The following is a 25,921-nucleotide window of genomic DNA, read 5'->3' as shown; positions in this document are numbered from 1 at the left end:
CCTCACTACCCGTCACCCGGCTCCCCACGAACGCGAGCCAGGCTTCGTGCTGCGTGAAGGAGACATGCCATGGCAGACGACAAGCAGATCGTACCGGTCATCCTGTGTGGCGGCGCGGGCTCGCGGCTGTGGCCATTGTCGCGCGACGGCTATCCCAAGCAGTTCCTGCGCCTGCTCGGACAGGACTCGCTGCTGCAGGACACCCTGTTGCGGGTGCGGGAGATTCCCGGTGCGCAAGCCCCGATCCTGGTCAGCAACGAAGCGCACCGTTTTGTGGTGGCCGAGCAAGCGCGGGAGGCAGGCTGTGCGCTGTCCGCCATCGTGCTCGAGCCGCATCCGCGCAATACCGCGCCCGCCGCGGCGGTGGCCGCGCTGCAAGCGCGCGGCGGCGGCGCGGACCCGGTGCTGCTGGTGCTGCCGTCCGATCACCTGATCCGCGACCGCGCCGCCTTCACGCAGACCGTGTGCCAGGCCAGCGCCGTGGCCGCAACGGGCGTGGTGGTGACGCTGGGCGTGGTGCCCACGTTTGCCGCCACCGGCTACGGCTATATCAAGGCGGTGCCCAGCAATACGGCCGACTTGCTGCCGGTCGCGCGCTTCGTCGAAAAGCCCTCGCTGGAAATGGCCACCGGCTACCTGCAGGAAGGCAACTGCTTCTGGAACAGCGGCATCTTCCTGTTCCGCGCCTCCGTCTATCTCGCCGCGCTGGAGCGGTTCGCCCCCGACATCCTGCTGGCCGCGCAAGAGGCGATGGTGCGCGGCCACCGCGACCTGGATTTCTTCCGGCTCGACACAGACGCTTTCGCCGCCTGCCGCTCCGACTCGATCGACTACGCCGTGATGGAGCACCTGCGTGACGCGCAAATGGCCCCGCTGTCCGCCGACTGGAGCGACGTGGGCTCCTGGGATGCGGTCTGGAAGGCCGCCGAGAAGACCGCCGATGGCAACGTGGCCATCGGCGACGTGGTCACGCACCACGCGCAGGGCTGCCTCGTCCACGCCTCGCACCGGATGGTGGCGGTCGCCGGCCTGGACGACGTGATGGTGGTGGAAACGCCGGACGTGGTGCTGGTGGTCCACAAGGATCACTGCCAGGACGTGAAGCAACTTGTGGAAACGGTGCGCGCCCAGGGCCGCCCCGAGGCCACCCAGCATCGCAAGGTATACCGGCCCTGGGGCGCCTACGACGCGGTGGACCACGGTACGCGCTACCAGGTCAAGCGCATCACGGTCAAACCCGGCGCCAAGCTCTCGCTGCAACTGCATCACCACCGTGCCGAGCACTGGGTGGTGGTTTCCGGCACGGCGCGCGTGCGCCGCGGAGACGTCGAGTACCTGCTGACCGAAGACCAATCCACCTATATCCCGATCGGCGAGGCGCACAGCCTTGAAAACCCCGGCCGGATCCCGCTCGAACTGATCGAGATCCAGTCCGGCTCCTACCTTGGCGAAGACGACATCATCCGGATGGCAGATATCTATGGGCGCACATGAGCTCGAACCCATCGGCCGGCTCGCGACCGCCGAGCTGCAGCCCGAGGCCAGCGGCAACACCGGCAGCGCAGGGGTGCAACGCCCGCGCCGCGCGCTGATCACCGGCATCACCGGCCAGGACGGCGCCTACCTGTGTGAGCTGCTGATTGCCAAAGGCTACGAGGTGCACGGCATCAAGCGCCGCAGTTCGCTGTTCAACACCGAGCGCATCGACCACCTGTACCAGGATCCGCAAGCGCCCAGGCGCAGCCTGATCCTGCATCACGGCGACATGACCGACGCCGCCAGCCTGGTGCGGGTGGTGCAGCAATCGCAACCTGATGAAATCTACAACCTGGCGGCGCAAAGCCACGTGCAGGTGTCGTTCGAGGAGCCGGAATACACCGCCAACACGGACGCGCTGGGCACGCTGCGCCTGCTCGAAGCCGTGCGCATCCTTGGCCTGGAGAAGCAAGCGCGCTTCTACCAGGCGTCCACATCCGAGCTGTACGGCCTGGTGCAGGCAACACCACAGATTGAGACCACGCCGTTCTACCCGCGCAGCCCCTATGCAGCCGCCAAGTTGTACGCCTACTGGATCACGGTGAACTATCGCGAGGCCTACGGCATGTATGCCTGCAACGGCATCCTGTTCAACCATGAGAGCCCGGTGCGCGGCGAGACCTTTGTCACGCGCAAGATCACGCGGGCAATGGCGCGCATCGTGCTGGGGCTGCAGGACACGCTCTATCTCGGCAACCTGTCGGCCCTGCGCGACTGGGGCCACGCGCGCGACTACGTGGAAATGCAGTGGCTGATGCTGCAGCAGGACAAACCCGAGGACTACGTGATCGCCAGCGGCGAGCAGCACAGCGTGCGCGAGTTCGTGCAGCTGGCCGCCCTGGAGCTCGGCATCGCGGTGCGCTTCGAGGGCGAGGGCGCCAGCGAGGTGGGCGTGGTGGCCCGCGTCGATGTCGCCACCTGCCCGGTGGCAGCGCGCTGCAAGCCGGGCGACATCATTGTGCGGGTGGATCCGCGCTACTTCCGCCCGACCGAAGTCGAGACGTTGCTGGGCGACGCCAGCAAGGCGCGCGAACAGCTGGGCTGGTCGCCGCGCACGAGCTTCGGGGCCCTGGTGCGGGAAATGATGCAAGCGGACTTTGCCGCTGCGCGGCGCGATGCGTTCGTCAAGCTGGCTGGCTTCCGGGCCTACGACCATCATGAGTGAAGCCAGCACCGCAGTGTCAAGCGACCCCGCGCCGTCATCCGCGTCCCAGCCAGCGCGGCAAGCGCGGGTGTTCGTGGCGGGCCACCGCGGCATGGTCGGCTCAGCCATCGTGCGTGCGCTGGACGCGCGCGGCCAGGCCGACATCGTCACGCGCGGCCACGCCGAGCTCGACCTAACCGACCAGCAGCAGGTGCGCGCGTTCTTTGCCACCCAGGGCATCGACACGGTCTACCTGGCAGCCGCGCGCGTAGGCGGCATCCACGCCAACCACACCTTTCCCGCCGAGTTCATCCAGCAGAACCTGATGATCGCGGCCATCGTCATCCACGAAGCCTGGCGCGCGGGCGTGAAGCGCCTGCTATTCCTCGGCTCGAGCTGCATCTACCCGAAGTTCGCACCCCAGCCCATCAGCGAAGCCGCGCTGCTTTCCGGGCCGCTGGAACCCACCAACGCCCCCTACGCCCTGGCCAAGATCGCCGGCATTGCGCTGTGCGAGAGCTACAACCGCCAGTACGGCACCGACTACCGCAGCGTGATGCCGACCAATCTCTACGGCCCGGGCGACAACTATCACCCCGACAACAGCCACGTGATACCGGGCCTGCTGCGGCGCTTCCACGAAGCCGGCATGGCGCACGCCCAGCACGTGCTGGTGTGGGGCAGCGGCACGCCGCTGCGCGAGTTCCTCTACGCGGACGACCTGGCCGCGGCATGCCTGCATGTGATGGCGCTGACCGAGGACGTGTACCGCCAGACCGCGCCGGCCGGATTCCTGAACGTGGGCAGCAGCGAGGAAGTCAGCGTGCGCGAGCTGGCGAGGCTGGTGGCGCAGACCGTGGGGTTTCGCGGCGACATCGTCTTCGACAGCGGCAAGCCCGACGGCACACCGCGCAAGCGGCTCGACTGCACGGCCCTTGCCGCCACGGGCTGGCAACCGGCCGTGGCGCTGCGCGACGGCCTGCGGCTGGCCTACCTGGATGCGCTGCAGAGCGGAAGGCTGGCGCATGGCACAGCACCGGCACAACACGTGGAGGCCTGACATGAAACCCCTGCTCCGCCATCCCGGCAAGCGCGCGCGGCCTCAGGCCACTGCGTCCGCAGCGTCCGCAACGTCGGCTACCTCGGCTACCTCGGCCGCCAACGGCGCGGCAGCGTGTCCCGGCACGCTCTGGCCCGGGCAGGTCATCTTTCCCACGGGCAGCGCGGATGCGGGCCTGTGGAGGCGCTGCCTGCAGCAGATGCGCGCCATCTCGCTCAGCCCCGGCGCGCTGGTGGTGCTGGCGGGCCAGAGCCGGCTCGAGAACTGGGCCATGCTGCTGGCCAGCATGGCGCTTGGGCGGCGGCGCGCGGCCTTCTTCCACGGGGCCGCCTTTGCCAGCGTGCCTGGGCGCTTTGGCGCACTGGCAGACGCGGTATTGCTGCGCCATTGCCAGGGCGTCTTCGTGGGCAGCGAGCGCGGCTGCGCGCGCGCCATTGCCGCCGACGTTCCCCCGTGCAAGATCTTTGCTTGCCGCCCGCCGGCCGTGCTGCCGGACGGATTCGATGCCGCCGCCGAACGGCGCGAGCGGGTCGAGCGCGCTGCGCCGCCGCATGCGCCGCATTTCCTGCATGTTGGCGCGCTCACGCACGATCCGGCCCTGGTGCTGCTGCTCTATGCCTTTGCCGGCGCGCGGCAGGCGTGGCCGGCGGCGACGTTATCGCTGGTGGGCACCGGCCGCGCCTATGGCCGGCTGCGCACCATGGCCGACGCGCTCGGGCTGGGGCCGTCGGTACGCTTCCTGGGCGCGATGGCGCCGGCCGACTGCGCCGTGGAGTACCGCAAGGCGAGCTGCCTGGTGCTGCCCGACGCCGCGCAGCGCTGGCACCCGCTGGTGCGCGAGGCACTGAGCTATGGCTGCCCGGTGGTGGTGAGCGTAAACAACGACGACGCCGGCGAACTGATACGCGACGGCGTCACCGGCCTGTATTTCAAGGCGGGCGACGCCGGTGCGCTGGCCAGGTGCCTGGTGCAGGTGCCCACGCGTTTTGCGGATGCCGCCGCCACCGCCGAGCGCTGCCAGGCCGCCGCGCTGGAGGACTCTCCTGCCTCCGCGGGCAGGGCCATGGCGGCTGGCTGCGTGCGGATCATGGCCGCGGACTAGGCGCACGCCGGCATATGCCGGCACGCACCCTGCGCACCGCAGCGGGCGTGACGGCTGCGTACCCATACAGAGCATCGATGCCACTGACGCTACCGTTGCCATGAAGATACTCATGTACTGCCTGAACTATGCGCCCGAGCTGACCGGCATCGGCAAGTACACCTGCGAGCAGGCCGAGTGGCTGGCCGCGCGCGGCCATGAGGTGCGGGTGGTCACCGCGCCGCCGTACTATCCGGCGTGGCGCGTGGGCGAGGGCTATCGCGCATGGCAATACAGCCGCGAGCGGCGGCACTGGGTGGAGGTGTATCGCGCGCCGCTGTGGGTACCGCGCAAGCCAGGCGGCATCGCGCGGCTGCTGCACCTGGCAAGCTTTGCCGTAGCCAGCCTGCCCAGCCTGATGGCCCAGTTGCGCTGGCGCCCGGATGTGCTGTTCGTGGTGGAGCCCCCGCTGATGTGCGCGCCGGCCGCTTTGCTGTTCGCGCGCTGGAGCGGCTGCAAGACCTGGCTGCATGTGCAGGACTACGAGGTCGACGCGGCGTTTGCGCTGGGGCTGCTCCGCCGGCCCTGGCTGCGCCGCGTGGCGCACCGCGTGGAGCATCAGTTGATGATGCGCTTTGACCGGGTCTCGTCGATCTCGCAGGCCATGGTCTCGCTGGCGCGCGGCAAGGGCACGGAGCCCGAGCGCGCGGCCTTGCTGCCCAACTGGGTCAACCTGAGGGAAATCGGCGCCGGCAGCGCCACGCTGGCGCGCCGCGCGCTGGGCATCCCGGCTGATGCCGTGGTGGCGCTGTACTCGGGCAATATGGGCGCCAAGCAGGGGCTGGATGTCATGGCTGATGCCGCCCGCCTGCTCGATGGCCATGAACGCCTGCACTTCATCTTCTGCGGCGACGGCGCCGGGCGCCCCGCGCTGGAGGCCGCCTGCGCGGGGCTGCCACAGGTGCGCTTCCTGCCCTTGCAGCCCGCCGGCATGTTTGCCTCGTTGCTGGCCGCCGCCGACGTTCACCTGCTGCCACAACGCGCCGGCGCCGCCGACCTGGTCATGCCCTCGAAGCTGACCGGCATGCTGGCCAGCGCTCGCCCGGTGGTCGCCACCGCGCAGCCGGACACGGAACTTGGCCGCGTGGTTGCGCAATGCGGCGTGGTGGTGCCGCCGGGCGACGCGGCCGCGCTGGCCGCCGCCATCGACACGCTGGCGGCGCAGCCCGCGCTGCGCGCGCACCTGGGCAACGCGGGCCGGCGCTGGGCCGAGCAGCACCTGGACCGCGACATGGTGCTGGGCGAACTGGAGAAGGCGCTGTTCGCGCTGATCAGGCACCAGCCCGCCGGCGCGCCCAGCACCGCCGGGCTCGGCAGCGAATAGCACACGCCACCGTTCAGGTGTTCAGGTGTTCAGGTGTTCAGGTGTTCAGGTGTTCAGGCGTCCACCGACACGCGATCTTCCACCGAAGCCGCTGCCAGCACCGTGAGATAGATGCTCTCGTACTGGTCCATGGCCTTCTCGGCGGAGAAGTTCCCGGCCCACGCGATCGAGCGCGCGGCCACCTTGGCGCGCCGCGCTTGCGGCCATGCGAGCATCGCGGCCAGCATGTCCGCACCGCGTTGCGCCCAACCTTCCATGTCACCGCTGGCCATCGGTTCAAGCAGCTGCACCTGGTCGCCACCGATCTCGGTCATCGGCGCGCGGTTGGTGGTCAGCACCGGCGCGCCGCATGCCATGGCTTCGATGATGGGCCAGCCAAAGCCTTCTTCCAGGCTCGGAAACAGCATCACGGCGGCCAGTGAGTAGGCTGCCTGCACCGCCTCGGTGGGCAGCCCCGTCAGGAAGCGCACGCTGCCGCCAAAGGCGATTGCCCGCTGGCCCTGCTCGCGCATTTCCGCGGTGGGATCGCCACCGATCATCCACAGCGCCCGCGGCTCGCCGCACTGCCGGCAATAGGCGAGGTAGAGCGCCAGCACGCCTTCGCGGTTCTTGTACCACTGGTTGCCGCCGACATGCACCAGCATGCCTTGCGGATCGGCCGGCACGCCAGCGCGCTGCAGGCAGGCCAGCGCTTCGGTGGTGCCCATCCTGTGGAACGGAAAGTTCATCCCGTTGTAGACCACCCACGCGGCCTCGGGCGCGCACGGATGCAGGCGCCGCAGGTCGCGCATGGTCTTGTTGGAGACGGCGATAAACGCCCTTCCCTGCAACAGGCCCCAACGGATCAGCGACTGGTAGGTGTGCCCGCTGGCCGAAAGCCCGTGCTCGGGGAACTCGCCAGCGAGCGTGCGCAAGGCAATGAAATCATGGCAATGCACCACGTGCGGACGATGGCGCAGCAGCGGCATCCAGATGCCCAGCGCATGATCGGCCAGCACCAGCAAGGTGTCCTTGTCGACCTTGCGCAGACGCCAGAGCGCAAGCATCGGGAACAGGATGTACTGGTCGATGTAGCCCAGCCATTTTCGCAGCCCACCGCGCGCCGGCAGGCGGCACATCACGGCGGCGGGGGTCCATAGTTCAGCCTGGTGGCCGCGCGCGCGCATGCCGTCGATGATCATCGCGGCAAAGCGGTCCATGCTGTGGCTGCCAAAGAAGGCGGGGTGACCCAACAAGATGATTTTCATGGCGATTGAAAAGTGTGCGGATAGCTGGTCGTTGCCGTGTCGTTTTTTTCTGTCCTGATTTCGTCATGCCGATCCGGGACAGGGCTTAGCCGGGGTGATACAAGCGTTGGCTCGCTTGCCGCGTGGCCGCCAGCGTAATGCCGGCAAACACGAAGCCAAGCGCGTTGGCCGTGAGTTGCCCGACTATCGGCCAGGAGGTCAGCCCGAAGATGGCAACGGTCCACATCAGGATGAGAAAAGCGCTGCCGGTGCGCCTGGCCACGCGCAATGCGCGCCACATGCCGTTGATGAAGATCAGCGCCTTGAGCAAGATGCTCAGATAGCCGACCAGGCCCATCTCGCCGATGACGCGGCCGGTCTCGGTTTCGCTGATCACGAACAGCAGGCCGGTCTGCAGGAAGTAGTTGGCCAGGTTGCTGCCAAGCCCGAGCCCGCTCCCAAGCAGGCTCTGCTCGGCCGAAATATCGTTAACACCGAAGAACATCGACTCCACCCGGTCGCCGAAGCTCTCCATCTGCGCCGCGGAACTGAAGCGCTCCAAGGTCGCGTCCACCGCCGAGCTGACGAACAGCACGATGACCACGCTCATGAGGATGGAAACAATGCCCCACGACACCGCCGCCCTGCGCCGTTTTCCCTTGCCGTAGCGCAAGCTTGCCAGCAGCGCGATGCCAAACACGATCGGCAACAGCAGGATGGCCGAACGCGACCCGCTGACCAGCGAGGCGATGAACAGACTGCCGATGACCGCAAGCGAATGCAGCTTGCCCCAGAGCCCCGGCTTCTGCTCGCCCAGTACGGCCTCCAGCGCGAAGGGGCTGACGATCGCCAGGAACAAGGTGTAGCCCAGCGTGAACGAGAAGGTGCCCGTGGTGCGCACCACGTCGGCCGTCACGCGGAAAACCGTATCCGGATCGCCCTCGATCTGACGATTGAGGAAACTCTCCGGCGGTTGAAAATGCTGCATCAGTGCCAGCGGAGCCATGATCAGCAGCATGGCAAGCGCGGCCTTGGAGATGGCTTGCAGGTCCTGCTCCTCGAGCAGCTCGGCCGCGGCGTAGGCAAACCACAGGTACAGCAGCCAGAAGCGCACGCCGATCAGGAAAATGGGCAGCGAGTTGATGCCCGCAGCAAGCTGCAGCAAGCCCCAGAAGCAAACAATGGCCGACCACCACAGCAGCATGCGCACGGTGCGCCGCGCCGGGGTAAAGCCTGAATAGCGCGCCGCGTGGTACAGCGCATACACCACCATCAGGTCGCGCAGCAGGATCAGCGGCATGGTGAGCGAATCCGAGACCCACTTGCGCGCGGCGCCCTCGAACACGGCAATCACGAAGACGGTGATGAAGATCCGCCCGAACACGGTGACGCGCGCCCGGCGGGCTGGCACGGCGGGTTTCGCGTAGGGAAGGGAATGGCTCAGCATAGCGCGCCTACCGTTTCGGCTGCACTCAGGCGGTACCTCGCCCAGGTGTACTTCTGCCCGGCGCTACGGGCATGGGCGCGCGCCCGCTCCAGCTGCGCGCGATCTATCGCCAGGGCCAGCATGCGTTGGTACAGCGCGTCCGCGCAAAGCGGCACCACCCACCCGGCCTGCGGGAATTCATCGATGATTTCTTTCGCACCGACCCGATCCGAGAGCAGCACCGGCGTGCCGCATGCCAGGGCCTCGGCTACCACCATGCCAAAGGAATCGAAGCGCGACGGCAGCACGAAGCAGTCGGCATCGGCAAATACCTGGAACAGCGCCGGCTGCGGCAACGCGCCAAGCTGAAGCACGCCCGGCGTGGCAGCGATGCGCCCGCCCAGCTCCGGCTCCACTAGCGCACCGGCAAGCACCAGCTCCGCCTCCGGCACCCGCTCCCGCACCCGCGCGAATGCGTCAAGCAGCAGGTCGATGCCTTTGCCCACGCGCACCGCCCCGGCGAACACAAAGCGCGGGCCGCCGGCGAGCCGCTGGCGGCGGACGCCGTCCGGCAGCGTTGCGCCAAGCAGGATCGGCTTGAGCTTGGCCGGGGGCACGCCGGCGTCGATGTAGGTACGCGCGGCAAACGCCGAGCAGGTGATGATGATGTCCGCCAGCGCGATCTCCGCATCTTTTTGCGCGTTGATCTGTGCAAGGTAGGTGCGGTCCTCGACCGGCACCATGGCTTCGGCCGCGCGATGATGCACGGAGGGTGCCTCCAGCACGCAGCGCGCGCCGATGCGCCGCGCCGCCTGGAAGGTCCGTAGCGCAGAGTTCTCGTAGGCGACCACCACATCCGGGCGCACCGCCTCCACCCGGGCGGCCACCCATTGGTCGAACAGATGGAAGATCCGGTGCGCGTAGGCCGACCCGGAGCGGCCGACATAGCGATTGAGTCCAAGCTTGAGCACACCGGGAAAAAACACCGGGTGCCGCCGCAGGGCCTTGGGGATGGCGACCTCGCGCACCTTGGCGCGATATCCGGCCGGCAGCCACCAGGGCGGCGCTTCGCCCGGGGCGCGCACCGGCACACCGGACCAGTATTGCTTGAGCATGTCGTGCTCATAAAGCGCCTGTGCCATCTGGTGCGAATGCTGCAGGCCGGGATGCGTGACGAGGGCTTTCATGCTTCGCTCCCCTGTGGGGGGCCATCGAGCCTCGCCCCCGCGGGCACGGCTTGCGCGGGCGGCCCGGCGCAGCGCGTGGGCCGGCCGGGCGGCTGCATGCGCAGCGTGCCCGCCAGGCGCACGCCCTGCACGAAACCACCCCAGCCACCCAGCAATTGCCCGGGCAGGCTGCGTGGACGCTTGAGCAGGCTGTGCGCCAGGAAGTAAGCGCCGGGGCAACTGCGCGACCCCACCAGCAGCTGGAACAGCACCAGCCGCAGGCGCATCGCCGGCGGTGCGTATGCCATCGAGATCGCCGTCATGTTGCAGGTCTCTTCGAAACAGCGCCTGCGCCCATAGCTCTGGCGCTCGTAGTTGTAGCGCGCGGCCGGATAGTGATCGACGATGGCGCCGGGATCGAGCACCAGGCGCCATCCTGCGTGGCGAAGCATCTGGCACATCCACGTCTCGTTGCCGGGCTGCGCGCCCTGCCCCTGCAGCCGCTCGTCAAAGCGCGCGGTGCCAAGCGCCGCCCGGCGCAGGATCCAGTTGCAGCCCTTGAGCGTTTCCACCGCGCGCGGCGCGCCGCACACCCGATGGGTCTCGCCGATGATCCTGCCCCAGCCGTCGCGATAGCCGGCCAGCGGCACATCCGGCACGGCCAGTGGCGCGCCATCGGCGCTGCGCACGACATCACGGCCGCCAGCGCCGCCCACCGCGGCATCGGCAAAGTGGGGCAGCAAGCGGGCCAGCCAGTCCGCGCGCGGCAGCGCGTCGTCGTCCAGGATCGCGAGCAGCTCGCCGGTTGCGTGCGGCAGGCCGGCATTCATGGCAGCCACCACGCCGGGCTCGGTCACCTTGACTACCCGCAACGCCGGATAGCGAGCCTGCGCCGTATTTGCCAGCCACGCCGCCGTGTCGGGATCGTCCGCGCCGCGGCAGACCACGATCAGTTGATCCGGCGCCGGCACGAGCGCGGTAGCGGCCCGCAGGCAGCGCTGGAGCATGTCCGGGCGCCGGTAGGCCGCGCACCAGGCCAGCACCACCGGCACCTGCACGAAGGCAAAATGATTCAGGCCGCGGTTGGCCAGCAACTGCCAGGCGATGCCGACCACGCTGGCAACGCCCGCGCCAAGGCAGGCGATCATCAGTTCGGCGCCCAGCGAGGCGTAGTTCGGCCCCACCAGCCACAGCAGCAACCCCGGCCATGTCGCGGCAAGAAGCACCAGCGCGGCGGCAGGCAGGCAAGCCAGCGCCACCCAGCCGGCAAAGCGCCGCAGCACGCCGTCGCGCGCTTGCGCGAAGCGCGGAATCACATACGCGGCGACCACGGCGCCCACCGGCATCAGCAATTGCCCGATGCGCGACAGCGCGCCCAGCGAGGCCGTTTGCCCGACCGCGCCGTGATAGGCGACGATGGCAAACACCAGTTGCCCCTGGACGCAGTAGAACGCCTCCAGCGGCAATTGCCGCCGCATGATGCGGCCGATGTATTGGCTGTCTTCCGCCTTGCCCGCGCTGCCGGCGTGCGCCGCCAGTGGTATCTCACGCGCGATCCAGCGCCGCACAAACGGCACGCGCAGTCCCGCGAACAGCACGTTGACGAGGGTCGCGCCCAGCACGCCGAGCAGGCCCAGCGCGTAGAGCGCGGACGACAGCACCAGGCGGCCCACGGACAAGCCGGTATCCAGCGCCTGCAGCGCGGGCGCGCGGTTGGCAAACAGCAGCACCTGGTCCACGACGCGCGATTGCATGTCGAAGTACCAGGTCGTCAGCAACAGCGCCAGCAGCAACACGATCAGGAGCACGCCAGCATGGTTGCGATACAGCAGCCACGCGGCGATCGCCAGCACCACCGGCAATAGCCAGGCGGAGAGCTTCCAGCGCTGGCCCATGGCCGCGCAGGCCAGTTCCGCGGCACGCTCCCGGTCCGGCCAGGTCTTGCCCAGCAGCGCGTTCAGGCCAAGCTGGATGCCACCCTTGGTGACGATGGCGATGGCGCCCATGATGAGGCCGACCACGGTGTAGATGGCGTAGTCGCCCACCTCAAGCCAACGGGCCAGCAGCAGGCCGGTGACCGCGCCGATCCCCTGCGAAAGCACCGCATAGACGAGGAATCCGAGCAGCTTCATGGCGGTCCCGCTCCCCGCTCAATGACGCTGTGGCATGACGGCGCGAGCATGGCCTTGCCTCCTCTATCCCGCCGCCGCGTGGTGGACAGGCTGCGCAGCCTCGGTCGCGCCATGGAGGATGTCCAGCAGCCGCTGTGCGGCCTGTCCGGCATGAAAGCGCCGGGCAAAGGACTGCCGCGCGGCAATACGCATGCGCGCTTGCGCGGCGGGCTCGGCCTGCAGCCACTGCCGCAGGCAGGCGGCGGCGCCCTGCGCCGTGTCCGGGCCCACCAGCCCGGCGCCGTCGGCGACGATCTCGCGCCAGATGTTGACCTTGTCGGAGATCAGCACCGGCACGCCGCAGCCGAGCGCCTCGGCCACCGCCACGCCGAAATTCTCCTGGTGCGAAGGCAGGCAGAACACCTCGGCCGCATGAAACGCGCCCCACTTGAGCTCGCCCTTGAGCATGCCGGTCCAGCTCACGCGCGCGGACAGCCCATGCGCGGCAATGCGTTGCTCCAGCATCGCGCGCAACGCGGCGTCGTGCGGTCCGGCCAGCACCAGATGCAGCGCGGGATGCGCTGCGGCCACGCCTGCGAAGGCGTCGACCAGCAGGTCGCAACCCTTCTTCTCGTGGATCCGGCCAAGGAACAGCGCGATGCGCTTGCCGCGCACCTCCGGGAAGGCGCTAAGGAAGGCCTCACGCAACGGCGCGCTGTCCTGCGGTGGCTGCGCCGTGCCGTAGCTTGCCACCACCTCCCGGCACCGATATGGCCAGAACGCGCCGCTGGAGCGCTGCTTCTCTTCGCTGCACGTGAACAGCACGCCGCGCGCGTGGCGCAGGACCCAGTAGTCGCCGACCAGCCAGTAGAGACTCTTCTTCAGATGCTTGAGCGGATAGTGGTCGCGAAACCAGGGGTCCAGCATGCCGTGCGTAAACACAAAATACGGTACCCGCTTGCCACGCAGCGCCAGCCACACGGCCAGCGCGTGGAACTGCCACAGGCCTTCGACAATGACCGCATCGTACTCATCGCAATGCGCGCGCAACCAGGCCACCATGCGCCGGTTGAAGCCGTACTTGAGCGATGACGGCCCCAGCGCGATGACGTCGAGCTCGCTATCGCGCACGCAGGGCGCGTCGGGCGCGTCGCCGCAGCACACCTGCACCTGCACGCCACGCTCGCGTAGCGGCGCGCGCAGCTGGCGCACGCCCTCTATGGGGCCACCACCACCCGGATCGATCGACGAGATCACGTGCAAGATCTTCATTGCCGGGTTCCGGGGGCCGCCGGTGACGAGTCGCCGGACGCGGGCTTGCGCGCGATGAAATGAAACCAGTGCACGTCGCGCAGGTCCTGGCCTTCGCGCACCGGCTCGCCGTTCAGGTTGCCGAACACCACATCGGTGTGCAGCCCTAGCTCCGCGAGCGCGCGCTTTTGCGCGGCGAACTCGGTGTAGACGATCACGATGCCGAACTTGTGGGCGGCGCAAACCCGGATGGCATAGCCATCGAACTCGCGGTTCAGCCGCGAGTGCCGTAGATAGTTGAAGGTGGCAATCGGCAGGTTGCAGATCACCCGCGCGGTATCGATGCCAACCGCGATAGGGTTGGCCGACAGATGCGGAAGCCGCACGAAGCGCGAGAGATTCTCGCGATAGCTGGGCCCACGCATGTTGTGCGTGGAAAACAGCATCAGGCCGCCGGGCCGCAGCACACGCGCGAACTCGCGCAGGATGGCGACGCGCCCCGCGTAGTCGACCGCATCGATGCCGTTGAAGCTGAACATCACCAGCGCGAAGCTGCTGTCCGCAAAGCGCGACATGTTGCGCGCATCCATCTGCATCACCCGCACGCCGGGATGATTGCGCTGGCAGATCTCGACCATCTCGGGCATGTAGTCGACCGCCGTATAGTCGTCGCTCAGCGCGCGCAGCAGCGCCACGGTGCGCCCACCGCCCACGCCAACGTCGAGGATGGGCTGGCCCCGCACTTCGTCCGCCACCCGGGCGATCGCCGCGGCCTCGCCAGGGTCGGTCCAATCGCTGGCGGTGCCGAACCACCGGCGCGCGCCCCAGCTACGCCATGCGTGTTGATTGATGCGATCCTGCGCCGTGCCTGAAGCCATGACATCCTCGTGAAGATGAGCAACGTTGGACCAAAGCGCAGCCGTGCCGCTGGCATGCAATGCCGGGCGGATGACCGTTCTGCCTGCAGTGAGGATGCCGGGGCGGAATTCGGGTTTCTGTACGTTGCCACACACGGGTCGGCACGCCGGGAACAGGCAAGACCGGCGTGCGCCGCGAGGTATGCGGGGCCTTGCTCAGGCGCGGCGGCGGGGTACCGCCAGCATCGCTTTCCTGCAGCGCAAGGGGGGCATCCGGCACCGCGGGCATGCTCGCGTGCCGGCTGGCGCTCTCCCCTCATCCTGATGGCTGAGATGGCTCTCATCCGTTTGTCGCGCGGCGCTCGCCCAAGGCTCATGCCGGAGGCGCAAGAGGGTCGCGGACTCCACCTCGGCGCGCGTTTCAAGATTGATTCGCCACGCGGGCGCGCCACCCGGAAAAGCCGTAAATGCGCTAGCAACACCCCTTTCTGTTGCAGCTGTGAAACTATATTGGCCAATAACTGTTTCAGTCCTGAAACATAATCCCGGCAATTATCCATCACCCATTCGGGTAACCCGCCATGCGGCCACTACCAAGGCTTTCCGGATGATGAGAACAAACCTCTCCAACCCAATTAGAGCGCCGCCAAAGCAACTTGATTTCGTGCAGATCAGACCATAATATGACCTTAATTCGTTTTAAGACGAATGGCATTTTGGGGTGGGTTCAGGGGGTCAGCCTTCCGGCTCGCGGTCAGTTCCCGGCAATAAGAACGGGCGCTCCGGCTTGGCGGTGGTACGGGGATAAATTGGGGCGGCGCGCGTGGAGCACCACGAGGGTCGCGCAGGTCATTATTCCGCTGCGTTCAACCTGTTTCCTACCGCAATCATACGGGGGGAATAACAACATGAACGCACTGCTCATCGAGGGTCACCCATTGCTGCGTCTCGGGTTGCTGCAAATGCTCGAGCGCATCCATGGCGTCGACCACGTCATCACCGTCGACCCGGCCGACGTCGCCCTGCTGGAAGGCAATCATTGCGACCTGCTCGTGTTCGGCATGCCGGCCGACACCGACGCCGGATGGCAACTGCTCAACAAGGTGCGCTCCGTGCTCTCGGCCGATCGCTTGCTGCTGCTCGCCGAGATGATCCCGCTGCAGATTCCCGCGCTCGCCATGGCGCAAGGGATCTGCGGCTGCCTGCCGAAATCCGCTTCGCTGGCGGTGCTGGAAGCCGGCATCCGCCTGGCCATGGTCGGCGGGCAATACGTGCGCGGCCAGAACAACCGCCAGGCCGGCGCGTCAAGCAGCGGATCGCCGGGCCTCTCGGCCGGCAACTATCCTGTAGGTGGACGCATTCCCGTGCTGGCGCCGCTGGCTGACAGCGCGCAATGCAACTCCGCCGGCATGCGCATCCAGGCCGCGCCATCCTCGCGCGAGTCCCTGGCTGCTATGTCTCGCCAGAGCGCTGTCCCGGCCGACGCCGGTAGCACCGCCGGGCACAGCGAGACCGCGTACGACGAAGCCGAGATGCTGCAGATCACCCCGAGGCAATATGAGGTCCTGGTGCTGCTGGCGCGCGGACATCCCATCAAGACTGTGAGCCGCATGCTCAATATCTCGGTGGCGACCGTCAAGAGCCATGCCTGCACCCTGTACCAGCGGCTCAAGGTGCGCAACAAGGGCGAGGCGGTCTACGCGGCGCTCCAACGCGGCGCGTCGCTGGAATGGGTCAGCGGCGACGAGGCCGCGCCGCGCACGGCGGCGCGCACCGCGCCGTCTGCCGGCACCAGGCCGGTACGCACGGTTGCGGAGTACGGCACGGGCGTTTCCGCCGCGATGCGCTGAGGCGCGCTTGCGACGCAACCAACCGGCGGCGGCAGGCGCAAGCCTGCCGCCGTTGTCTTTTCTCCGGGCCGCAGGGCACGCTCTCCAGCATCCGTCGTGTGTCTTCGCCCCGCCCAAGGGCAGGCCCGGTTCGTTCGCCCTGGCGCCTCGCGCACGCTGGTTCCGGCATCGCAGTGCAATGTGTGACAGCGCACCGATTGGCCCCCTCACGCCTCCTAGGATGGCAGCATCGGGGGACTGTCGCAGCGGTTGCGATGTCCCTGTCGCCCAATGCAGGAGGCTGCCGTGAACAAGATCACCGACCATGACGGGCAACACAGGAAGACGCAACGCCAAGGCCGGCCGCTGGCATGCCTTGCCATGCTATGCGCGACCCTGATGCTCGCCGCCTGCGCAAGCTCCCCAGGCATGCACTTCGACCCCAAGGCGCCCGTCGGCGCGGTCGGACCCGATGCCATGCCCAACATCACGCCGATCACGCTGGAGGTGGTGCGCAACCAGCGCACCATGGCGCAGCGCGAGGTCGAGAAGCTGGACGAACTCTACGGCAAGCCGCAGCCCTATCTGATCGGCCCGGGCGACATCGTCTCGGTGGTGGTATGGGATCACCCGGAACTGGTCTTCCCCAACCAGACCTACAGCATCGGCGCCGCGTATGAAATCCCCGCGGTGGGTGGCGGCTCCAATGTGCCCGGCTATGTGGTGAGCGCGCAGGGCGATATCCAGTTTCCCTACGCTGGCGTGATGAAGGTCGCCGGCAGGACGGCGAACGACGTGCGCGACCAGATCGCGAAGGTGCTCTCGCGCGTGGTGCGTGATCCCCAGATGACGGTGCGCGTGCTCGCGTTCCGCAGCCAGCGCATCTATGTCGATGGCGAAGTGCGCACGCCTGGCATGCAACCGATCGACGACGCGCCGATGACGCTGATCGAGGCGCTTAACCGCGCTGGCGGCGTGCTCAACCTGACAGGCGACAACAGCCGCATCCGCATCACGCGCGGCGAGCGCAGCTGGCACGTCAACATCCCCGCACTGCTCGCGCGCGGCATCGATCCCTCGCGCATCATGCTCAAGAACGGCGACATCGTGCGCGTGGAACAGCGCGAGGACAGCAAGATCTTCGTCACCGGCGAGGTGGTGCGCCCCACCAGCTTGCTGATGCGCAATGGCCGCATGACGCTGAATGAGGCCATTGGCGACGCTGGCGGCGTGAACCCGAACACCGCCAACGCAGAGCAGATCTTCGTGATCCGCAAGGCGGCGGACGGCGAACCCAAGGTGTATCACCTCGACGGCACATCGCCCGTGGCCCTGGCCATTGCCGAAGGCTTCGAACTCGAGGCAAAGGACGTGGTGTATGTCGACGCGCGCGAACTGGTGCGCTGGAGCCGCGTGGTCAACCTGCTGCTGCCATCGACGAGCGGTGCGTTCAGCGCCGCCAGCGTGGTCAAGTAAGCGAGGCCGCGATGATCCGCTCAATCCTGGTTGTGTGCATTGGCAATACCTGCCGCAGCCCCATGGCGCAGGGCCTGCTGCGCCACGCGCTGCCCGGCTGCACGGTGAGTTCCGCCGGGCTGGCCCCGCTGGAGGGCGCCGCCGCCGATCCGCACACGGTGCGCCTGCTCGAGGAGGACGGCCTCGATCTCTCAGGGCACCGCGCGCGCACCTTGGACGGGGACATGATCAACGGCGCCGACCTGGTGCTGGTGATGGACACGGAACAAAGAGAAGCGCTTGAGCGCCAGTATCCGCAGGCACGCGGCAAGGTCTACCGCCTTTGCGAATTCATGCACGCCGACGTGCCCGATCCCTATGGCTGTTCGCAGAATATGTTCAGGATCGTGCTGGGGCTGATCAAGCAAGGGGTCGATTCATGGTCGGTGCGCATTCGCGCCATTGCACAGGATCAATGTCACGGGGAGGTCGCATGAACACGTTCAATCCAAACGAGGCATTGCCGGGGGGATGCACTCAGCGGGAAAAACCGGTTGACCTGACCGGCTATCTCGACGTGCTGATGCGCTATCGCTGGACCTTCATCCTGATCGCGGGCACGGTCTTCGCCCTGGGCGCGACCTACGCGTTCTTCACCAAGTCCGTCTACCGTACCGATATCGTGGTGCAAGTGGAGGACACGGGGAGCAGCGCCAACACAAAGCTCGCGGGCAGCGTGGCGCCGGTCTTCGACGTCAAGCCGGCCGCCGCCGCGGAGATCGAGCTGCTGCAATCGCGCATGGTGGTGGGCAAGGCAGTGGAAAGCCTGAAGCTGTTCATCGATGCCAGGCCGAGCTACTTTCCGCTGATCGGCCAGGCGCTGGCACGCTACAACCCTGGCCTGTCGGAACCCGGCCTCTTCGGCTGGGGCGGCTTCGTCTGGGGCGACGAGCGCATTACGGTAGACCGCCTCGACATGCCGACGCGGCTGGAAGGCACCAGGATGACGGTGACGGCCCTTGACGGCAAACGGTACCGGCTGAAAGTCAAGGGCGAGCAGGCCATGGCAACGGGCACCGTCGGCCAGCCGCTGGTCGTGCCAACCTCACGCGGCAACGTCGAGATCCTCATTACGGAACTGGAAGGCAACCCTGGCGCCACCTTCAACGTGACGCGGCTGCCTCGGGCCATTGCCATCGCGCGGCTGCAGCAATCCCTGCAGATTGCCGAGCGCGGCAAGTCGAGCGGAGTGATCGGCGTCACCCTTGAAGGCCCGGACCCGGACCTGATCGCGGCAACGCTCAACGAGATCGGCAGCGAGTATGTCGACCAGAACGTGCGCCGCAGGGCGGAGGAAGCCGAGAAATCCCTGGCCTTCCTCGACCAGCAGCTGCCGCAGGTCAAGCAGCAGGTCGAAACCGCCGAGACGCGCTACAACGCGCTGCGCAACCAGCGCGGCACGATCGACCTGACCGAAGAGTCGAAGCTGATCCTCTCGCAGTCCGTGCAGATCCAGACGCGCCTGCAGGAGCTGCGCGCGAAACGCCAGGAACTGGTGACGCGCTTTACCGGCAACCATCCCAGCATCGGCATCATCGATGAGCAGATCGGCAGCCTGAATGGCGCGCTCGCCGGCGTGACCACGCGTATCCAGAAACTGCCCGAAGTGGAGCAAAACGTGTTGCGCCTGCTGCGCGATGTCAAGGTCAGCACCGAGCTTTACCAATCGCTGCTCAATGACGCCCAGCAGCTCAAGCTGACCAAGGCCAGCAAGGTGGGGACCGCGCGCATGGTCGATCCGGCCGAAGTGCCCTTGCAGCCCGTGCGGCCCAACCGGTCGCTGCTGGTGATATTCGCGGCCATGCTTGGCACCGTGGGCGCGCTGATCGTCGTGGGCCTGCGCCACATGCTGGACGGCGGCGTCGCCGAGGCCGACGATATCGAGAACCTGACAGGGTTCACGGTGTACTCCACCATCCCGTTCAGCCCGGAACAGTCGCGCCTGGTCACGCAGGGCAACCCGAACGCCGCGCTGCTGGCCTGCCAGATGCCTGACGATCCCGCCATGGAGAGCTTGCGCAGCTTCCGCACCGCCTTGCAGTTCTCGCTGCTTGGCAACCGCCATCCGGTGGTGCTGGTGACGGGCCCGGCGCCCGGTGTCGGAAAGTCCTTCATCTGCGCCAACTTCGCCGCGGTGCTCGCCGCCGGCGGCAAGCGTGTGATGCTGATCGACGCCGACCTGCGGCGGGGCAGCCTGAACCGGCGCTTCGACACCGACCGCGGCCCCGGCCTGACCGATCTGCTGCAGGGCGCGCCGGTGGAACCCGCCGTGCGCAGGCAGGTTGTGCCCGGGCTGGATTTCATTCCCACTGGGACGCTGCCCGAGCATCCCGCGGACCTGCTGCTGAGTCCCGCTATGGACGCGTTGCTCAACGCGCTAAAGGCGAACTACGACATCGTGCTGATCGACACGCCGCCAGTGCTGGCCGCCTCGGATACCGGAATCCTCGCTACCAAGGCGGATGCGGTCTTCATGGTGGCCCGGGCGGACTCCACTACCGTGGATGAACTGGAAGCCGCGGGCAGGGCCATCAGGCAGGTGGGCGGGGAAGTCAAGGGCGTGCTGTTCAACGGGTTGAATGTGCAAGGGCGGTGGTATCGGGCGCATTACAACTTCGGGAAGTACCGGTATCTGAACTATCGGTACCAGGACGTGGATACGGTGCAGAGCCGGTAGGGCTGCCCCGCGCAGCGCGCAATCGAAGGCGCCGGGATCCGGCGCCTCTTCTTTCGTCGTTGCACGGGGGCCACGAGGGCTCGCCGCCCGCGCTCAGGCGCTCGCCGTGCCCGACACCGCTTCCGCCAGCGCGCCGGAGCTGTCCTCGTCCGCCTCGCTCACCTCGCCCGGCTCGCCACGCGCCAGCTGCGCCTCGACGTAGCGCACCAGATGCGCCGCCAGCGCGGCGCGGCTGTCAGCAAGAAACAGCGAATGATCGAACGTGGGCAGGGTGCGCACGCGGATGTTGCCCAGGCCCTGCAGCGCTTCGAGGTTGCCGCCAAAGCGGTCCTTGGCTTCTTCCAGCCCGATATCGCTCATGCCGTAGAGGAAATCCGTCCGCACGCCGCGCCGGTCGAGCTCCCGCATGGCCGCCCGCGCGAAGCCGGTCACGGTGGTGGTGTCGTCGCTGCCGCGCCAGCGCGCCACGACGGCTGCGCCGCGTTGCAGCGCGCGCCGCGTGCATCGGCGTGCGAAGCCGGACAGGATCGGCCAGACCTTGACCTGGCCGCGCCACAGCCGCCGCCAGTTCTGCGCGCGGCGCACGGCCGCCACGTAGCCTCGCATGGACTGCACCCGTTCGTTCACCGCGGCGGTGTCGGCATCGTCCCAGCGGAATTTCGCCAGGTTGGCAAGGACCAGGCCGTTGACCGCCGGATTGCGCAGCGCCACATGCAAGCTGATGAACGCGCCCGAGCAAACCCCGGCCATGACGATGCGCTGGTACCCCTGCGCGCGCAGCCAGTCGACGGCGGCACTGGCATCGTCGCAGGCGCTCTGCGCGTAGACCGCGGGAATGCTCATCTGGCGAGCCGGGGCCGGACTATCGCCCAGCGTGGAGAGATCGAGGCGCAATGCGGTGACGCCGTGCCGGGCCAGCTCGCGCGACAGGCTCACGAAGACCCGCCCGTCGCCCACATGATGGTTGCCGCCGGTATTGGGAAAGAGCACCGCGACATCGCTCGCGCCGCGCCGCGCGGGCTGGCAAAGAATGCCGAACTGGCGCCCGCGGTCCAGCCATACCCGTTGCTCGCGCACGCCGTCCACCTCGCACTCCAGCGCAAGGCTCTCATGGCCCGGCGCAGGCCGGCCGGGCGCGGCGCCGCGGCGCCCGGCGGCGATGGCCGGGCGCACCCAGGCCAGCACCTCTTGCCAGGCGCTCTCAGGCACCTGCGCGTACTCGGCGGCTTGCATCATGCCGGGATACTCGCCAAAGGTGCCCAGCGTGACTTCAGCCCCCGAGCCGCGATAAAGCGTACCCATTTCTGCGACGGGGGAGGTGGCGCCCGGCCAGGCGTCGAGCAGCAGCACGCGCGGCGCGGGGCAGCCTTTGCGGCGGGTCAGGCGCAGGCCTTCGAGCGCCGTCACGGTGTCGGGCTGGAAGCGATAGGCCAGCACGTCGAGCGACCCGTCGGTGGGCGGCGTGAGCTCGATGTCGGGGATGACGTTGTTGACCCAGCTAGTGTGCAACGCGCGCAGCTCGCGCAGATAGGCGCGCCCGCTCACCACCGGCGCCAGCAAGACCAGGCCGGCCACGGCACCGGGCTCGCGCGCGGCCAGTGCCTCGGCGGCGAGCACGGCCAGCGTGGCCCCCAGGCGCAGGCCGCACAGCACGACCCGGCTCACCGCGGCCTGCTCGCGCAGCGTGGTTACCGCGGCCAGGATGCCATGCACACACCAGGCAATGTGCTCGGCATCCGCATCGGTACCGGCGGAGTCACCGGTGCCGGGATAGTCGAAACGCAGCACAGGCAAGCCCGCGGCGGCGAGGTCTGTGGCCAGGTGGCGAAACGCCCGGTGGGACCACATCGCCTCGTGGCCGTGCGGGTTGCACAGCACCACGCCCGTGGTGCCTGGCGCCTCGTGCAGCCAGCCGGCACAGCCCTCGAACAAGACCGGTTTCATGACCTCTCCCAGCGAAAAATGAGGCATTGGCCCCAGGCATTGGCGCACGCAGAAACGGGTACGCTTTGCCTGCTGATGTTGTTAGTTCGTGTTCGTGCGCCATGCCCGCCGGCGGCTACCGACCTGGCACAAGCCATCAAAATCCGTGCCGCGGCCCGCCCAACGGCCCTGATCGGCCACCACAGGCTGCGATTTTCATGACAACGCGCAACGTGCGGGGCACGCTGCGCGCAGGTTGCGAGGCGGCGTTTCACAAGGTCCAGGCGCACGCAGAAACGGGTACGCTCATGGCGATTTCCCTGGCATCCCCGGCTATCAGGCGGCCGGCATGGAGCCACGGCCCGCCTGCTGCTCCGCCGTGCCGTCCCGTGCGGGGCGCGACTCCAGCGCCAGCGCTTCAGGCTGCGCGGCCGGCAGCGGCAGCCCCAGGTACGGGCTCATCGCGGCGAAGTCCGCGCGGTTGCTGCGCCGGCGCGTGACGCCGTTAAGCATGCCGCCGGCAAGCCGCGCCCCGGCGCGAGCCAGGCGCTTTAGCGTCTCGTCCACTTGCGCGGCGGGCGTGACATCGGCGCGCACCACCAGCAGCGTCGAGCCGGCCAGGTTGGCGACCAGGGTGGCATCGGCCACGGCCAGCACCGGCGGCGTGTCGATGATGATCAGGTCGAAGCGCGCCTTGCAGGCCTGCAGCGTCTCGGCCAGCGCCGGCATCATCAGCAGCTCGGAGGGATTGGGTGGCATCGATCCGGCGGTGATCACCGAAAGCCCCGACACCACGGTGGGCCGCATCACCGCCGCGAGCTCGGCATGGCCCGCGAGCAGTTCGGCCAGCCCCGGCTCGGCGGCCTGGTCGAACCAGTTGGCAACCTTGCCGCGGCGCAGGTCGGCATCGATCAGCAGCACGCGCTGGCCAGCCTCGGCGAACAGCACGGCCAGGTTAACGGATGCAAAGGTCTTGCCGGTGCCCGGTGCCGGGCTGGTCACGGCCAGCACCGCATCGGGCGCGTTGCGCACGGCGAAATGCAAGGCCGCGCGCACGCTGCGCAGGCCCTCCACCGCGAGCGCGTGCGGCGAGCGCCGCGCCAGCAGGAAGCGGTCATGCAGCCCGCACCGCAGCAGCCGATCGGCCTCGCCGCTGGAGAACCCGCCGGGCTCGGCCAAGGCGCTGCCAGGCGCGGGCGCATACAGGCGCGGGGCGGGCTGGGCGGCGAAGCCCATCATCATGCCCAGGCGGCGATGCACCTCGGACTGGTGTTCGAGCTCGGTCTGCTCGCTGCTGAACGCGATCTCGCCGAGCATGGGCATGCCCAGCCGCGCCTCGGCATCGGCTGCGTCGGCCACCGAGGGCCTGTAGCGCTGCCGCGCGGCCACGCCGGCCAGCGCGAGGCACAGCCCAAGCAGCGCGCCGCCGCCGGTCAGCGGCCACGGGCCAACCCCGTCGGGGCGGGCGGGCGGAAGCGCCGCGTCGACGATACGCATGTTGTTGGTGCGATCCGACTGCACCAGCGAGAGCTGCTGCACCCGGTTGCGCAACGTCATGTACATGTCCTCGGCCACCTTCACGTCGCGCGTGAGCGCCACGGACTCGCGCTCCGTCTCCGACAGGTTCTGCATGCGCGAGTCCATGTCGCGGCGCACCTTGCTGAGCTCCTGGATCTGGGTGTCGACCGTGCGCACTTCATTGCTGTCGGTGGTAAAGCGTTGCAGCAGGCGGGTGCGCTCCAGCCGCAGCGCGGCGATCTGGCGCTGGTAGTCCATGCTGCCGTTCAGGTACGACTGCGCGTCCTGGGTCGGCGCCATGGTGCCGCTACGGGTGCGGTAGCGCGTGAGCGCGGCCTCGGCGCGCTCCAGCTCGCCCTGCACGCGCGGCAGCTCGCCGGTGACAAAGGCAAGGCTGCCGGCCGCATCGTCGCGGCGCTGGGTGGTCTGGCTGTCGATATACGCTTGCGCCACGCCATTGACCAGCGCGGCGGCCAGCTTGCGATCGGGGTAGCGCCACGAGATGCGAACCGTGCCGGCGTCGCGTGTGTGTTCGTCCACCACCAGCTCGCGCGAGATGGCATCCACAGTGGAAAGCGGATCGCGGCGGATCAGTTCGAAGCGCGTGCCCGGCTGCGCATCGAGGTTGGCCACCTGCAGCTCCACATCGTTGCCCGCACCCAGCTCGCCCGCCACGCCCTCGAACAGCAGCGCATTGCCAGCATACAAGCGATAGTGGCCCTGCGGCTGGACCTCCAGCGTCAGCGGCACGTTAAGCAGGCGCTCGGGCACCGCCAGGCTTTCGATCTGGATGCGCTCGCCGCCCCAGGCGTAGCCCAGGCTTTCCGGCCAAGGGGCCATGGCTTGCCCTGGCTCGGCAAAGCGCGCCACCAGCGCACCCACCAGCGGCGCGCGCAACGGCACCGCCGAGACGTCCAGGTGCAGCCGCTCCACCACGGGCCCGACCACTGCGCGGCTGGTCAGCATGCCGGCATCGAACGGGGCGGCGGGGCCGGCCTGCGCCGCGCCGCGCGCGCCGGCATTCTGGCCTGCGTCGTGTGGCTCCACCTGCACCAGTGCCTCGACGCGATAGCGCTGCGGCATGGACAGGGCGACCAGGGCACCGATGGCGCCACCGGCGAGCGTCAGCGCGACGATCCAGCCAAGGTGATCGACTAGTGCGCGCGAGCCGTGCGCTCGCGGCTGCGCCGGCTCATTTGCAGCCGGCGACGCACCGGCAAAGGTCAACCTGTTCACGGCAATCTCCCTGACCCAACCCCACTCCCGCCTCAAGCACTGGCAAGCGCCGGCAGCAAACGATCGAACTCGCGCTTGACGAGCTTGTAGCACTCACAGGAATGTGCCTCCAGCCCATGCCGGTCGAGCACCGTGATGTGCCCGCGGCTATGCTGGATCAGGCCCAGGTCCTCCAGCTTGCCGGCGGCCTCCGTCACCCCTTCGCGGCGCACGCCCAGCATGTTGGCGATGACCTGCTGGGTGATCACCAGCTCGTTGGACGCCATGCGATCGAGGGCCAGCAGCAGCCAGCGGCAAAGCTGCTTGTTGAGCGAGTGGTGACGATTGCACACGGCGGTCTGCGCGATCTGGGTGAGCACGGCCTGCACATAGAGCAAGGTGACGCGCTGGATGGCCGGGGAGTGCGTGAATTCCTGTTTGAGCGTGGCGGCGGAAAGGCGGTAGGCAAAGCCCGGCGTGCGTACCTCGACGCGGCAGGGCATGGTGTCGCCACCGGTCAGCACCGGGATGCCGACGAGGCCTTCATTGCCGATGGCGGCGATCTCGACGGTGGCGCCGTCCTCCAGCAGCGACAGCATCGAGACGATGGCCGTCGTGGGGAAATAGACATGATGGATGCGCTGGCCGGAATCGGTCAGCAACTGCCCGGCGCGCATGCGTACCAGCTCAAGATTCGAGGACAGTGCTTCCCAATCGTTGCGCGGCAAGGCGCCAAGCACATGATTGACGTGCAGATCCGAACGCTGACTGATCATGACTCTCTCCCCGTGACCAGCCGTACGAACACCTCGACCGAAGCCGGCCCGCCGTGATCCGGAAGACCCGCGCCGACCACCTTTTCTCTGACCCTGGTTCGCACGGCATTTGTGCTTGTATTAAGTGCCATATGTGGCCCTGCCAACAGTAGCCGCACGGCTGAAACCTGATCATCCTTCGGTAGGTGTGAGAGCGCGGCCGGGGCCGCATCGCCGGTGCGCGGCA

18 protein-coding genes are annotated in these 25,921 nt (G+C 68.1%); 9 read left to right on the top strand and 9 right to left on the bottom strand.

Annotated features, from left to right (window positions below):
* Window positions 1–69: 69 nt before the first annotated feature.
* The 5 genes from AC1DS3_RS00620 to AC1DS3_RS00600 all read left to right on the top strand — a co-directional run bounded on the left by AC1DS3_RS00620 (window position 70) and on the right by AC1DS3_RS00600 (window position 6,205).
* Window positions 70–1,494, top strand: coding sequence for a mannose-1-phosphate guanylyltransferase/mannose-6-phosphate isomerase (locus tag AC1DS3_RS00620; RefSeq protein WP_441632627.1), 1,425 nt, complete (start codon window positions 70–72; stop codon window positions 1,492–1,494).
* Window positions 1,481–2,701, top strand: a complete 1,221-nt coding sequence (gene gmd, locus AC1DS3_RS00615; protein WP_441632625.1) for a GDP-mannose 4,6-dehydratase — start codon at window positions 1,481–1,483, stop codon at window positions 2,699–2,701. The genes AC1DS3_RS00620 and gmd overlap by 14 nt, the downstream gene beginning before the upstream one ends.
* Window positions 2,694–3,740 (top strand): GDP-L-fucose synthase family protein, encoded by a 1,047-nt coding sequence (locus AC1DS3_RS00610; protein WP_441632624.1) that lies wholly within the window; start codon window positions 2,694–2,696, stop codon window positions 3,738–3,740. The genes gmd and AC1DS3_RS00610 overlap by 8 nt, the downstream gene beginning before the upstream one ends.
* Window position 3,741: 1 nt before the next feature.
* Window positions 3,742–4,842 (top strand): glycosyltransferase, encoded by a 1,101-nt coding sequence (locus AC1DS3_RS00605; RefSeq protein ID WP_441632622.1) that lies wholly within the window; start codon window positions 3,742–3,744, stop codon window positions 4,840–4,842.
* A 100-nt stretch (window positions 4,843–4,942) separates the two neighbouring features.
* Window positions 4,943–6,205: a glycosyltransferase WbuB gene (locus AC1DS3_RS00600; protein ID WP_441632620.1), complete on the top strand. Its 1,263-nt coding sequence runs from the start codon at window positions 4,943–4,945 to the stop codon at window positions 6,203–6,205.
* A 53-nt stretch (window positions 6,206–6,258) separates the two neighbouring features.
* Here the strand turns inward: AC1DS3_RS00600 and AC1DS3_RS00595 are convergent, their stop codons facing one another.
* The 6 genes from AC1DS3_RS00595 to AC1DS3_RS00570 form a co-directional block, all read right to left on the bottom strand.
* Window positions 6,259–7,452, bottom strand: coding sequence for a glycosyltransferase (locus tag AC1DS3_RS00595; protein WP_441632618.1), 1,194 nt, complete (start codon window positions 7,450–7,452; stop codon window positions 6,259–6,261).
* 85 nt (window positions 7,453–7,537) lie between these two features.
* Window positions 7,538–8,878 carry a hypothetical protein gene (locus tag AC1DS3_RS00590; protein ID WP_441632616.1) on the bottom strand — a complete coding sequence of 447 codons (1,341 nt, stop codon included), beginning with the start codon at window positions 8,876–8,878 and terminating at the stop codon, window positions 7,538–7,540.
* The gene (locus AC1DS3_RS00585) at window positions 8,872–10,044 is read right to left on the bottom strand and encodes a glycosyltransferase family 4 protein (RefSeq protein ID WP_441632614.1); all 1,173 of its coding nucleotides are present in this window, start codon (window positions 10,042–10,044) and stop codon (window positions 8,872–8,874) included. The genes AC1DS3_RS00590 and AC1DS3_RS00585 overlap by 7 nt, the downstream gene beginning before the upstream one ends.
* The gene (locus tag AC1DS3_RS00580; RefSeq protein WP_477126537.1) at window positions 10,041–12,155 is read right to left on the bottom strand and encodes a glycosyltransferase; all 2,115 of its coding nucleotides are present in this window, start codon (window positions 12,153–12,155) and stop codon (window positions 10,041–10,043) included. The genes AC1DS3_RS00585 and AC1DS3_RS00580 overlap by 4 nt, the downstream gene beginning before the upstream one ends.
* 63 nt (window positions 12,156–12,218) lie before the next feature.
* Window positions 12,219–13,406: a glycosyltransferase gene (locus tag AC1DS3_RS00575; RefSeq protein ID WP_441632608.1), complete on the bottom strand. Its 1,188-nt coding sequence runs from the start codon at window positions 13,404–13,406 to the stop codon at window positions 12,219–12,221.
* Window positions 13,403–14,263 (bottom strand): class I SAM-dependent methyltransferase, encoded by an 861-nt coding sequence (locus AC1DS3_RS00570; protein WP_441632607.1) that lies wholly within the window; start codon window positions 14,261–14,263, stop codon window positions 13,403–13,405. The genes AC1DS3_RS00575 and AC1DS3_RS00570 overlap by 4 nt, the downstream gene beginning before the upstream one ends.
* Window positions 14,264–15,150: 887 nt before the next feature.
* Here AC1DS3_RS00570 and AC1DS3_RS00565 point away from each other — a divergent pair.
* From AC1DS3_RS00565 to AC1DS3_RS00550, 4 genes are all read left to right on the top strand, one after another.
* Entirely contained in the window at window positions 15,151–16,092 is a 942-nt protein-coding gene (locus tag AC1DS3_RS00565; RefSeq protein WP_441632606.1) for a response regulator transcription factor, read from the top strand.
* A gap of 360 nt (window positions 16,093–16,452) precedes the next feature.
* A complete protein-coding gene (locus AC1DS3_RS00560; RefSeq protein ID WP_441632853.1) occupies window positions 16,453–17,547 on the top strand; it encodes a polysaccharide biosynthesis/export family protein in 1,095 nt (364 codons plus the stop codon).
* An 11-nt stretch (window positions 17,548–17,558) separates the two neighbouring features.
* The gene (locus AC1DS3_RS00555; protein ID WP_441632605.1) at window positions 17,559–18,023 is read left to right on the top strand and encodes an arsenate reductase/protein-tyrosine-phosphatase family protein; all 465 of its coding nucleotides are present in this window, start codon (window positions 17,559–17,561) and stop codon (window positions 18,021–18,023) included.
* On the top strand, window positions 18,020–20,263 hold the full coding sequence (locus AC1DS3_RS00550; protein WP_441632603.1) for a polysaccharide biosynthesis tyrosine autokinase: 2,244 nt from the start codon (window positions 18,020–18,022) through the stop codon (window positions 20,261–20,263). Before AC1DS3_RS00555 ends, AC1DS3_RS00550 begins: the two co-directional genes overlap by 4 nt.
* A gap of 93 nt (window positions 20,264–20,356) precedes the next feature.
* On the opposite strand, the gene AC1DS3_RS00545 is transcribed toward AC1DS3_RS00550, so the two are convergent.
* The 3 genes from AC1DS3_RS00545 to AC1DS3_RS00535 form a co-directional block, all read right to left on the bottom strand.
* Window positions 20,357–22,207, bottom strand: a complete 1,851-nt coding sequence (locus AC1DS3_RS00545) for an alpha/beta fold hydrolase (RefSeq protein WP_441632602.1) — start codon at window positions 22,205–22,207, stop codon at window positions 20,357–20,359.
* A gap of 315 nt (window positions 22,208–22,522) precedes the next feature.
* Window positions 22,523–24,931: a polysaccharide biosynthesis tyrosine autokinase gene (locus AC1DS3_RS00540; RefSeq protein WP_441632851.1), complete on the bottom strand. Its 2,409-nt coding sequence runs from the start codon at window positions 24,929–24,931 to the stop codon at window positions 22,523–22,525.
* Window positions 24,932–24,972: 41 nt separating this feature from the next.
* Complete coding sequence (locus AC1DS3_RS00535) at window positions 24,973–25,695, bottom strand: Crp/Fnr family transcriptional regulator (protein WP_441632600.1); 723 nt, start codon at window positions 25,693–25,695, stop codon at window positions 24,973–24,975.
* Window positions 25,696–25,921 lie beyond the last annotated feature (226 nt).

The organism is Cupriavidus sp. 01L46, assembly GCF_056399905.1.
Note: the sequence above shows the minus strand (reverse complement) of the source record. Positions and strands in the feature narration are given on the sequence as shown.